This is a genomic window from Actinomyces succiniciruminis (genome assembly GCF_900002405.1).
Classification (GTDB): domain Bacteria; phylum Actinomycetota; class Actinomycetes; order Actinomycetales; family Actinomycetaceae; genus Actinomyces; species Actinomyces succiniciruminis.
Genome location: NZ_LK995473.1, coordinates 46,364 through 58,161, shown reverse-complemented (window position 1 = coordinate 58,161; position 11,798 = coordinate 46,364). Strand labels below are relative to the sequence as shown.

Below are 11,798 nucleotides of genomic sequence, written 5' to 3'. Positions count from 1 at the left end.
AATAGGCGCGGCCTCCGACATTAATCGGTCCCATTCTGGCCCACACCCCGCAGCCGTCTCGGACGGCGGTGACAGCCGGCTCTGGCTCGAGCGGGGGCGGCGCCCCACGAGCCGTTCGCCCGTCAGCGTTCCTCCGGCCCTGCCGACTCCTCGATCAGTCGGTCCAGGATCTCCGGCACCCTCTGTGTCACCGCCGCCCAGAACAGGTCATCATTCATCGATTTATAACCCGTATGAGCCGCAATGTTCCGCGTCGTAGCGATCGCCAGCCGTTCTTCACGGGTGATGGCCGTGAGGTACGGCGTGAACTCGGGACGCTCGAATAGTGCCGCCAGCCGGATGATCACCATTGAGGCGACGTCGTAGGCGTCCGAGCCGTCATGGAACGAGTCTCGCGAGGTGCAGGAAACCATCTGCACGCGCCTGCGGATCGCCTGCAACTCCTCCACCAGGTTCTCGCGGTCATGGCTACGAGCAGCGGCCCTGCGGGGACGGGGAGTAAAGCGCTGATCCGATTCGGCGTCGTTCACAGCGGCACCGCCTCTCGGACGACGCTCTTGAGGGCATCGGGCACCGAGGTATCAGCCACCGCCTCAACCGGGAATCCCGTGAGCTCCTCAACCTCGGCGGCGAAAAGGGCCAGATCGAACAGGTCGGTGCCTGGGGCGGGCGTGACCAGCAGATCAATATCGGAGTCGAAGGTGTCCTCACCGCGCAGCGCTGAGCCGAACACCCGCGGATTCGCGAAGCCGTGAGCCCTGGCACTGGCGCTGATTTCATCGGCGTGTGCGGCGAGCGGAATGGACGGACGGTAGTCGGCCGCACGCAGGACGCGTTCCAGCATTTCGTCGGAGACGGAACGCCTGCCCGACTCCATCTGGGCCAGACTCGGCTGCCGCAGGCCAGCACGTTCAGCCAACTGGGTCTGCGTCAACCCCGCGTCACGTCGTGCGGCACGGATGAGCTCGGGCGCCGCATCAATGTTGAAGCGCCTCATGCTCAAAGTGTATAGCAGGAATGCTATTACGCTGCGGCGTGTTTGTGTCGTCGCCTCGACGTAGCCTGAGCCCCATGCCAGCCGCCGTACCCGCCAGCACTGCCCCGTCCAGCCCTACCACCATCAGTGTGCGCGGCGCTCGCGTGCACAACCTCAAGAACATCGACGTCGAGGTGCCGCTGGGGAAACTGGTGACGGTGGCGGGCGTGTCCGGGTCGGGCAAGTCCTCCCTGGCCCTGGGGGTCCTCTACGCGGAGGGCGCCCGCCGCTACCTGGAGTCGCTGTCCACCTACACGCGCCGGCGCCTGACGCAGGCGGCCCGCCCCGACGTCGACGAAGTCCTCCACGTCCCCGCCGCCCTGGCCCTGCACCAGCGTCCGCCGGTACCCGGCGTGCGCTCCACCTTCGGCACCTCCACCGAGGTGCTCAACTCGCTGCGCCTGGCCTACTCGCGCCTGGGTTCGCACTGCTGCCCCAACGGCCACCCCAATGCGCCCAGCACCGACGTCGCCCTCGAGGTCCCCACCACCTGCGCCACCTGCGGGGTGGAGTTCTACGGTCCGGGCGCCGAGATGATGGCCTTCAACTCCGAGGGTGCCTGCCCCCGCTGCGAGGGCACCGGCGTCGTGCGCACCGTGGACGAGGCGAGCCTGGTGCCCGACGAGTCGCTGTCCATCGATGAGGGCGCCGTCGCCCCCTGGCAGAACCTGATGTGGTCGCTCATGAAGGACGTGGCCCGCGAGATGGGCGTGCGCACGGATGTGCCCTTCCGCGAGCTGACGGAGCAGGAGCGGGACATCGTGTTCCACGGCCCCGCCGAGAAGAAGCACATCCTCTACGTCAACGACAAGACCGGCGTCGCCGCGGAGATGGACTTCACCTACTACAGCGCGGTGCACACCGTGGAGAACGCGCTGTCCAAGGTGAAGGACGAGCGCGGTATGAAGCGGGTGGAGAAGTTCCTGCACGAGGCCGTCTGCCCGGACTGCGGCGGCTCCCGCCTGTCCGCGGCGGTGCGCTCCACGAAGGTGCGCGGCATCGGCCTGGACGAGGCGTGCCGCCTCCCGCTCGGCGACCTGGTGCAGTGGGCGGCCGGCATCCCGGACACCATGCCGCAAGAGCTGGTGGCGATGGCCCGACAGATCGTCGACGAGCTCACCGTCACCGCCCGCCGCCTGCTGGATCTGGGCCTGGACTACCTGAGCCTGGACCGGGCCTCCTCCACCCTGTCCACCGGGGAGCGGCAGCGCGTCCAGCTGGCCCGCGCCGTACGCAACCGCACCACCGGGGTGCTCTACGTGCTCGACGAGCCGAGCATCGGCCTGCACCCGGCCAACCTGGACGGTCTGACCGGCGTGGTGCGGGACCTGCTGGCGGACGGCAACTCGGTGCTGGTGGTGGATCACGACGTCGCCCTGCTGCGCGAGGCCGACTGGCTGCTGGAGATCGGTCCGGGCTCGGGGCAGGCGGGCGGCGAGATCGTGGTCAACGCGCCGGTGCAGCAGGCGGTTGCCGACCCGGCCAGCCGCATCACCCCGTTCATCACCGGCCGGGCGGAGGTGGTCTGCCGCGAGCGGGCCGAGGCCGACGAGGCCTTCGCCCACGGCGCCATCCACCTGGAGACCGCACCGATCCATACGGTCCACGCGCTCGACGTCGCCATCCCCGAGCAGCGGCTCACCGCCGTGACCGGCGTGTCCGGCTCCGGCAAGACCACCCTGGTGCTGGAGTCGCTCGTGCCGGCGCTGCGCGCACTCGCCGACGACGCCCCCCTGCCCGCCCCGGCCACCTCCATCCAGACCGAGCAGACACAGCGAGTGGTCGTCGTCGACGCCTCCCCCATCGGCACGAACGTCCGCTCAACCGTGGCCACCTACTCCGGGGTCATGGACGAGCTGCGGCGCGTGTACGCGCGCACCCCGGCCGCGCGCCAGGCGGGGTTGAAGGCCGGCGACTTCTCCTACAACACCGGCTCGCTGCGCTGCGATCACTGCGACGGAACCGGCCAGATCGTCCTGGACGTGCAGTTCCTGCCCGACGTCGACATCGTCTGCCCCCAGTGCGGCGGCTCCCGCTACGGCGAGGCGGCGCGCGAAATCCGCCGAGTGCCGGGCGGCGGGGCCGCAGGCGCCCGGGCGGCGGGCGACCGGCAGGCCGACGGGGGCGATGGCGACCAGACCGACAGGGGCGACGGCGGCCGGAATGCCGCGGGGCTGTCCCTGCCGGAGCTACTGGCGCTGACGGTGGACCAGGCCGAACGGGTCTGCGCCGACCTGCCCAAGGTGCGCCGCCACCTGCGCCTGCTGTCCGAGCTGGGACTGGGTTACCTGACGCTCGGGGAGACGACGACGGCCCTGTCCGGTGGCGAGGCGCAGCGGTTGAAGCTCTCGGCCGACCTGGGCCGCGACCAGCACGGCACGGTGTTCGTGCTCGACGAGCCGAGCATCGGCCTGCACCCGCTGGACGTGCGCGTGCTGCTGGGGGTACTGGACCGGCTGGTGGAGCGGGGCGCAAGCGTGGTGGTCATCGAGCACGACCTGGACATGATCGCCAACGCCGACTGGGTCATCGACATGGGCCCGGGCGGCGGCGAGGCGGGCGGCCGCGTGGTCGCCGCCGGCACCCCGGAGCAGCTGGCCGCCGCAGCAGAGCGGAACGCAAACACGGACGGCGTCTTCCCAGCAGACGCAACCAGCAGCGTCACTGCCCGTTACCTCGCCGCCCATCTGTCCTACGCAGCCTCCCCCTCCCGCCGAGGTCGGTAGAAGTTACGTGCCGAGGTCGGTTCAAATGACGCGTCGCCGCCTGCCCTCCGATTCCCGCCGGCCTGCGCTCCTCCCATCAACGGTCAGAATCCGCGCTCCGCGCGCAGATCGAATACCATTTCCTTCGATCCATGGTTAACCGTCCCGGTCTCCACGAACCCCAGCTTCTCATAGACGTGCTTCGCGCGTGCATTCGATGGGTCGCAGTCGCAGGTAACCAGATCGAACCGCTCGCGCATCTGCCGTGCCCTGCACAGAACCAAACGAATGGCCTCCGTACCGTACCCCTTGGAGGTGTTCTCCTCAGGGAACATGATTCTCCATATACGCAGAGCACGCTCAGAGTCATCCTCTTCCAGGAGCAGGAATCCCACTGGATCATCACCATTGCATATCGCATAGGGAAACACGTCACCGTTGTCGCGGTATAGCCACGCCTGCGCAAGCGAATAAACATTGGGCGCCACATACCCTTCGTCCACAGGTCGTTTCATAGCAATTATCGCAGCGAAGTTCTCCTCCGTGATGTCCCTCAGCGTAATCAAGTACGACCCCCTCCCCTGCCGCAGACCGGCGACATGCTACACGGTATATGTACCACGGTCTTCATTGCCGCAGTTCCAGACCAACGAGCCGGCGTCCGTGAGAACCGCAAACCGTTTATCCGTCCGCAGTTGTCATTGGATGCATCATTTTCGTCCGCACCACCGACCCCGTCGATCAGGTTAACCGCACCTGCCGATAAAGACCCGACGAAAGGGGAAGGGGCGAGCACTACCTTGAGGTCTAGACACGCAGCGGACACTCGCTCATAGCCATCACGGCGCTTCTCAACGAGGTCCAAAGTCACCCTATGAACCGACTGCCCAAGTGGAAGCGAGAAGACCGGAACCCCACGAGAGCCCGCATCGAGCCCATCACCGCAGCGTTACCCGCCGTCTGCCCCGACAGAACTCGCACCATCGCCATCCCGGGCGCCGTCGGCGCCCTCGACGTCCTTCCGGGGCCGGCCCCTACCCCGCATGGGAGCGGCCTTGACTCCCCGGCCGGCGTCGTCGAGCGCGCGGCGCAGGATGATCTCGATCTGCGCATTGACCGAGCGCAGGTCGTCGGCGGCCCACTTGGCGATGGCCGCGTGGACCGCCGGATCGAGCCGCAGCAGGACCTGCTTGCGCTTACCGCCCGTCATCGGCGCCCTCCGTCACCGAGCCGACCGACCTCAGGCGTACAGGGAGCCGGTGTTGACGACTGGCTGCGTGCGCTGGTCGGAGCAGAGCACCACCAGCAGGTTGGAGACCATCTGGGCACGGCGCTCGTCGTCCATGGAGACGATGTCGTCCGCCTCCAGGCGCTTTAGGGCCTGGTCCACCATGGTGACCGCGCCCTCCACGATCTGCTCGCGGGCGGCGATGACGGCGCCGGCCTGCTGCCGCTGCAGCATCGCCTGGGCGATCTCCGGAGCGTAGGCGAGGGAGGAGATACGCACCTCGATGATCTCCAACCCGGCGATCGCCACGCGCGCGGCCACTTCCTCGGCCAACTCGGCGGAGACCAGGTCGGTGCCGCCGCGCAGGGAGGTCTCGCCGGGGCCGGGCTCGTCGTAGGGGTGGGTGGTGGCCACGTGCCGCAGCGCCGACTCCGCCTGTGCCTTGATGAAGGCCTCGTACTCCTCGACGGCGAAGACCGCGCGCGCCGTGTCGGCCACCTGCCAGACAACAATGGCCGCGATCTCCACGGGGTTGCCGTCAAGATCGTTGACCTTGATCTCGTTGGTCTCGAAGTTGTGGACCTTGATGGACACCTTCTTGCCGGAGGTCAGCGGCGGCACCAGGACCAGGCCGGTGCGGCGCACGGTGCCGATGTAGCGGCCGAAGAACTGGCGCACGCTGGTCTGCCCCGGGGCCACGATGACGAAGGAGGAAAACAACAGCAGCGGGATGGCCAGGCCCACCGAGCCTACGACCAGGCGCGACACCCCACCCGGTTCACCCTGATCCGCGGCGATGGCGCCGGTGATGAAGGCGGCTATGGACAGGCCGAATATCCCCAGCAGCAGGAGCAGCACCAGGAAGGCCGCACCGGATCCGGCGCTGATGGCGGGACGCTCAGCGATGTCGACTCGCCCCTTGACGGCGCCGGACTCCTGCTGGGCGATGGGGGCGTGGGGCGCCGCGGACATGATGACCTCCGGTTCGAACCGCTGCGGCGGAGGCGAACCCCTCCCGACTCCCGCAGCAGCTATAGCAATATGATAGCTATTTTTGACGGGAGGCAAGCTCCTTCCCCTGCCGCCACCCACCCGCAGGCCCACGCCTGTCACCAGATGCACCACTTTCAATCACATCGCGCGCACCACGCTGTCAGAAACGGCCCGATTCCGCCGAATTACCGAACGCTCACTACCGGGCAGGCTCCTAAAGTGGTGCATTCCGTGCCACCTTGACCGAGCCCGGGCCCTGGTTCTGGCCTCCTACACAGGTGAACTCGGCACGGGTAGAGCCACCGCCTGGGAGACGAGGCGAGCCCAGTAGCCGTGCCCGGTGTCGGGCCGGCCCCGTAGCCTGGTGCCATGACCCCGCAGGACGCGCCCTCGCTCTTCGACGCCGCGGCCGACGCCGGCGGCCCGATCGTCGACGACCCCACTCGCCCGCTGGCGGACCGGCTGCGGCCGCGCACACTCGACGACGTCGTCGGTCAGGACCACCTGCTGGCCGCGGACGCGCCGCTAGGGCGGATGGTCGCGGCCGGCCGCCTGGCCTCGATCATCCTGTGGGGCCCACCCGGCTGCGGGAAGACGACGATCGCCCGGCTGCTGGCGGACCGCACCGGCCTGGTATTCGAGCAGGTGTCGGCCACCTTCTCCGGCGTGGCCGACCTGCGCAAGGTTTTCGCCGCCGCCGCGCGCCGCCGTGAGGTCGGCCAGGGCACGCTGCTGTTCGTCGACGAGATCCACCGCTTCAACCGCGCCCAGCAGGACTCCTTCCTGCCGTATGTGGAGGACGGCACCGTGGTGCTCGTGGGCGCCACCACCGAGAACCCCAGCTTCGAGCTCAACGGGGCGCTCCTGTCCCGCTGCCAGGTACTGGTGCTGCACCGTCTCGACGACGACGCCCTGGCCGAACTCCTCGCCCGCGCCGAGGCGCTGCTCGGTCGGCGACTGCCGCTGACCGACGGCGCCCGTCGCGCGCTGCTGACCATGGCCGACGGCGACGGCCGCTACCTGCTGGGCATGGTTGAGCAGATTGTCGGTTATGCCGACTCCCAGGGCCGAGCGAGCGCACAATCCGACAATGCCTCCGCGGGAGCCGCGGCGCCCGCGACTGCCGCATACACCGGTCCGGCCGAGCTGGACGAAGAGGCACTGACCGCCGTCGTCGCCTCCCGGGCGCCCCTGTATGACAAGTCCTCCGAGGAGCACTACAACCTCATCTCCGCACTCCACAAGTCCATGCGCGGCTCCGACCCGGACGCCGCCCTGTACTGGCTGGCGCGCATGCTCGCCGGCGGGGAGGACCCGCTCTACATTGCGCGGCGGCTGGTGCGCTTCGCCTCCGAGGACGTCGGCATGGCCGATCCCGGCGCACTGCAGATGACCCTGGCCGCGTGGGACACCTACGAACGGCTGGGCTCCCCGGAGGGAGAGCTGGCCATCGCCCAGGCGGTCGTCTACCTGGCGACGGCGCCGAAGTCGATCAGCGTCTACCGGGGCCTGGGACGGGCGATGAAACTGGCGCGGAAAACCGGCTCGCTCATGCCGCCGGCGCACATCCTGAACGCACCCACCCGGCTGATGAAGGAACTCGGATACGGCGAGGGCTACCAGTACGACCCGGACACCCCGGAGGGCTTCTCCGGCGCCGACTACATGCCCGAGGGGCTCCCTCCCCGTGAGCAGCGCGAGCGCCTGTACGAGCCCACCGACCACGGCCACGAGCGGCGCATCCGCGAGCGCCTGGCCTACTGGGACGACCTGCGCGCCAAACTGCGCTCCGAACACTGAGCCGCAGCCATATCGACCGACCTCGGCACGTAACTTCTACCGACCTCGGCGAGGGGCGGGGCGGCGAGGGGCAGGGCGGGACGTCTTCAGCGCTCGCAGAGGACGGCGACGGTGCGGCCGGGGACGGTGATGACGCCGGTGTTGGCGTCGAAGCGGGTGTCCTTGACGATCGGGTCGGCGCCCTCCATCTGGATGTCGCTCAACTCGAAGTAGCGATCCATCAGCGCGTCGACCCGCTGCTTGACGGTGCCGGGTTCCGGGTTGAAGACCACCAGCAGCCCGTCGAGGTCGGGGTCAATGTCGCTGTCCCCGGCGCCGTCGTCGATCAGCATGATTACCAGCCCCGGGGCGGCGTCGTCGGCGGTGGGGAACGAGACGCGCTCGCGGATGAGCGCGGCCGTCCCCAGGGAGAACAGCCGGCTGGAGCGCCGCAGCCGCAACAGGTCGAGGGCCTGCTCCTGAGCGGCGGCAATATCCGCGGCGGTGGGACGCAGATCCTCGTGCATGAGGATGCCGGCCTGCACCACCCAGGTGTCGAAGTTGCGGGCGGCGGGCGGCAACCCCCGACCCCAACCGTTGTCGCGCCCGGTCCAGTCGATGGCGTTGAAGTGGTCGCCGGAGTTATAGGAGTCGGTGTCCAACGACTTGCTGCGCAACAGCTCGGTGCCCGCCGCCCAGAAGCAGGGGGACTGCCCGAGCGTGACGGTGGCCAGGCACAGCGTGTTCATGCGGATGCGCTCCGCCATGGGGGTGCCGAGCGGCAGCTTGTAGGCGAGCCGGTCGAACAGGGTCTCATCGTCGTGGGCGTCGACGTAGTTGATGGAATCGCTGGGGGCGAGCCCGTAGGCGGCGGGTTCCTCGCCGTAGCGGATCTCCTCCCCCCTGACCCATTGCCCGTCGGGACCGGGCAGCTCGAAGTCCCGCAGGTTCCCGGCCAGGGCCAGGCGCACCAGGTCGGCGCGCCAGGCGAGGTCGTTCCGCAGAGTCTCCTCGGAGCGGTCGTCAAAGCCGTTGGGGTCGGTCAGCTCGCCGTTGCCCAGGCCCTGCGGCACCCGCGGGTCGGTGTCCGCGCCGCGTCCATGGACGGCGTCACGGACGCGGTCATTGAAGGTGCCAATGCCGAGCGCGCCGACCTGCCCCTGGGTGGCCTGAGTGAACAGCGCATTGTCCGCCACCTCCCCCATGTTCCAGCCCTCGCCGTACAGGTAGACGGGGTGGCCGACGGCGTCGTCCGCGACCTCCGCCAGCGCGTCCTGGAGCCGGGCCATGGTCTCAAGCGAGTGGTAGCCCATCAGGTCGAAGCGGAAGCCGTCCACCCGGTAGTCGACCACCCAGGACACGCAGGCGTCGATCATGAGCCGCTCGGCCATGCGGTGCTCGGTGGCGATGTTGTTGCAGCAGGTGGACATCTCCACGTTCCCGGCGGCGTCGAGGCGGTGGTAGTAGCCGGGGACGATCCGGTCGAGCACGCTGTGAGGATCCTGCCCGGAGGCCCCGGTGTGGTTGAAGACCTGATCGAGCACCACCTGCAGACCCATGCCGTGGATCGCGCCGACCATCTCCCGGAACTCGCGCACGCGCGCCCCGCCGTCCTGGCAGCCCGCACGCGCATAGGAGCCCTCGGGAGCCAGCCAGTGCCAGGGGTCGTAGCCCCAGTTGTAGGGGTCGGAGTCGCCGACGGCGGTGACGGCGGCCTGGGGGCGCCGGGAGGCCGGGGAGGCGTCGGCGGGAATCTCGGGGTTGTGCTGGGCGGAACGGTCCTCGGGCACGGAGCAGAAGTCGAAGGTGGGCAGCAGGTGCAGGGTGTCGATACCGGCGGCCGCGAGACTGCGCAGGTGGCGGGTGCCGTCGGAGGCGAGCGTGAAGGCGGCGTAGGTGCCGCGCAGCTCCTCGGGGACGGAGGTGTCGGCGGCGGAGAAATCGCGCACGTGCAGCTCGTAGATGGCGCGGGCCGCGTCATTGGTGACGACGGGGCTGAGGTTCTCCCGCCAGGCGGACGGTTTGAGGGCGCGCTGCCCCAGGTCGACGACGACGCTCCGGCGCGAATCGACGGTCAGCGCCCGCGAGTACGGGTCGGTGACCAGGTTCGTCTCAATCGCCCCGGTGGCGGGGACGTACACGCGTACCTCCCATAAGTACTGGGAGCCAGCGTCGATGCCCGCGGCACGAGAACTGCTCGCGTCCACTTCCCAGCGGCCGTCCCAGGACTCGGCCTCGGCGCGGTATGCGGGCACGCGAATCGGATCGCCGTCGATCAGCGGGACGGAGCCCGTGGGGTCGCCGGTGGGCCAGGCGAGCAGGGTGACGTCGACGGCGGTCGGGGCCCACAGGGCGAAGGCGGGGGCGCCGTCGGGGGCGATGTGGGCGCCGAGGGGCGCCGAGCCGTCCCGAGCCGCGGCGTCGGCGTACAGGCGGTCCAGCACCGGCCAGATCTGCACGCCGGTGAAGGCCGTGACCCAGCCGCCGGTGGACGCGGCGGTGCGCTGGACGACTGCGAGTTGGCCGGCCAGCAGCATGGTGATGTCCTCGCGCTCCACGCGGCGACCGCCGAACTCGTCCTCCAGGGACAGGGCCAGGTAGCCGCGCAGGGCGGGGTGAGCGGCCATGGCCTCCTCACCGAGCATGTCCTCCAGCGAGCCGTGGATGCACAGGGGGATCTCCTCACCCTCGGGGCCCGGATCGAGGATGCCGTCGACCAGGCGAGCACCGCCGGCGGGGGCGGCGACCAGGCCGAAGGTGACGGGGGTGTGAGCCGGGGTGCCGACCGGTGGCCGCACGCGCAGCGCCTCGACGTCCACCATCGCGGGCATCAGGTCGTCCGGCCAGGCCAGGGTGGTTTCGTCCACCCAGTAGGCGCGGGCCTCTCCGACGCCGGGGAGCTCGTGGCGGACCGGGGCGTCGTGATGCACCGGGACGACGATGGCCATAGGAACACCTTCCTGCCTGTTGGCGCCGAGTGTAGTCCGATGCCTCCGGGGAGTAGCAAGCTGTGTCAAGACACCGCAGCGGCGCGGCCCGGACGGCGCGCTCGCCCTCAGGGTCGCAGGCCGCGCAAGTAGACGTCGACCAGCCAGTCCTGCCAGCCGGGAGCCATTTCATCGACGATCGCCCCCAGCGGCCGCGACACCTCCACCACGCCGATCTGAAAGCGGACCGGGTCCACCTCCTCACGCACCAATCCGGCAGCGTGGGCCGCCTGAAGCAAACCGGAGATGCGCGCGACGGCGCGCTCGCGCAGTGCGGGTCCCAGTCCGCCGGCCTCGAACAGCTCGGAGCGGGCACCGACCTGAGTCAGCAGCCGGCCCAGTCGTAACGATGCCACCTCACGCACGAAACCGGCCCAGGCGGCCTCGGGGTCACGGTCCCACGCCTGCTCGCAGCGCCCCGCGGCCGCGTCAAGTTGCTCGTAGACCTTGTCGGCGACCCCGACCACCAGACTCATCCGGTCTGGAAAATGCCGATACAGCGTGCCAATCCCGACTCCCGCCTCCGCGGCAATCCTTCTGACGGGGACGTCGACGCCGACGTCGGCGAACAGCTCCCGGGCCGCCTTGATGATCGAGTCCCGGTTGGCGACGGCGTCCACCCGCATGGTGATGCTCCTCTCCCCCGCGAGCCGGTCCCGCGGACTTGCCCAGACTACATCCGGAGCGATACGCTCCGGATCACTTCCGGAGCGAATTGCTCCACTTACAGAATCGAGCAACCGATGACCGCCCTAACCCCTACCGCCGCGTCGGCTTCCAACACACCCTCGGACCCGCGACGTTCCACCCGCGGGCTCCTGCTCGCCACACTCGGCATCCCCGTCGTCATCATCCTCATGCTCCTGGCGTTCCTGGCCCCGTCCATCAACTCCGGGGCACAGGACCTGCCGCTGGCACTCTCGGCGCCGCAGGCCGTGCAGGACCAGCTGCTGACGCAGCTGGATACCGCCGCACCCGGGGTCTTCGATGTAACCGTCGTCGCGGACGGCGAGGCTGTGGCCGGCGCGGTTGAGAACCGTGAGGCCATCGGCGGGATCACCATCACCGCC

9 protein-coding genes and 1 pseudogene are annotated in these 11,798 nt (G+C 69.3%); 3 read left to right on the top strand and 7 right to left on the bottom strand.

Going from position 1 to position 11,798, the window contains the following annotated elements; genetic code table 11:
* Window positions 1-122: 122 nt before the first annotated feature.
* Together BN1056_RS14570 and BN1056_RS03050 are read right to left on the bottom strand one after the other, a co-directional pair.
* Complete coding sequence (locus BN1056_RS14570) at window positions 123-530, bottom strand: antitoxin (RefSeq protein ID WP_244671474.1); 408 nt, start codon at window positions 528-530, stop codon at window positions 123-125.
* Window positions 527-997, bottom strand: a complete 471-nt coding sequence (locus BN1056_RS03050) for a helix-turn-helix domain-containing protein (protein ID WP_136194182.1) — start codon at window positions 995-997, stop codon at window positions 527-529. Before BN1056_RS03050 ends, BN1056_RS14570 begins: the two co-directional genes overlap by 4 nt.
* Before the next feature lie 74 nt (window positions 998-1,071).
* Between BN1056_RS03050 and BN1056_RS03045 the strand changes: the two genes are divergently transcribed.
* The gene (locus BN1056_RS03045; RefSeq protein ID WP_210578954.1) at window positions 1,072-3,762 is read left to right on the top strand and encodes an excinuclease ABC subunit UvrA; all 2,691 of its coding nucleotides are present in this window, start codon (window positions 1,072-1,074) and stop codon (window positions 3,760-3,762) included.
* An 83-nt stretch (window positions 3,763-3,845) separates the two neighbouring features.
* On the opposite strand, the gene BN1056_RS03040 is transcribed toward BN1056_RS03045, so the two are convergent.
* The 3 genes from BN1056_RS03040 to BN1056_RS03030 form a co-directional block, all read right to left on the bottom strand.
* The gene (locus BN1056_RS03040) at window positions 3,846-4,307 is read right to left on the bottom strand and encodes a GNAT family N-acetyltransferase (RefSeq protein WP_210578953.1); all 462 of its coding nucleotides are present in this window, start codon (window positions 4,305-4,307) and stop codon (window positions 3,846-3,848) included.
* 383 nt (window positions 4,308-4,690) lie between these two features.
* Window positions 4,691-4,951: a type II toxin-antitoxin system antitoxin gene (locus tag BN1056_RS03035; protein ID WP_108965607.1), complete on the bottom strand. Its 261-nt coding sequence runs from the start codon at window positions 4,949-4,951 to the stop codon at window positions 4,691-4,693.
* Window positions 4,952-4,981: 30 nt separating this feature from the next.
* Window positions 4,982-5,941, bottom strand: coding sequence for an SPFH domain-containing protein (locus BN1056_RS03030; RefSeq protein WP_210578952.1), 960 nt, complete (start codon window positions 5,939-5,941; stop codon window positions 4,982-4,984).
* Window positions 5,942-6,331: 390 nt separating this feature from the next.
* Here BN1056_RS03030 and BN1056_RS03025 point away from each other — a divergent pair, with 390 nt between their 5' ends.
* Window positions 6,332-7,762: a replication-associated recombination protein A gene (locus tag BN1056_RS03025; RefSeq protein WP_210578951.1), complete on the top strand. Its 1,431-nt coding sequence runs from the start codon at window positions 6,332-6,334 to the stop codon at window positions 7,760-7,762.
* 86 nt (window positions 7,763-7,848) lie between these two features.
* Here BN1056_RS03025 and pulA read toward each other — a convergent pair whose 3' ends face one another.
* On the bottom strand, window positions 7,849-10,689 hold the full coding sequence (pulA, locus tag BN1056_RS03020) for a pullulanase-type alpha-1,6-glucosidase (protein ID WP_210578950.1): 2,841 nt from the start codon (window positions 10,687-10,689) through the stop codon (window positions 7,849-7,851).
* 107 nt (window positions 10,690-10,796) lie between these two features.
* On the bottom strand, window positions 10,797-11,354 hold the full coding sequence (locus BN1056_RS03015; protein ID WP_210578949.1) for a TetR/AcrR family transcriptional regulator: 558 nt from the start codon (window positions 11,352-11,354) through the stop codon (window positions 10,797-10,799).
* Between the two features lie 117 nt (window positions 11,355-11,471).
* Here BN1056_RS03015 and BN1056_RS03010 point away from each other — a divergent pair.
* Window positions 11,472-11,798: pseudogene (locus tag BN1056_RS03010) on the top strand (hypothetical protein); the annotation flags it as partial.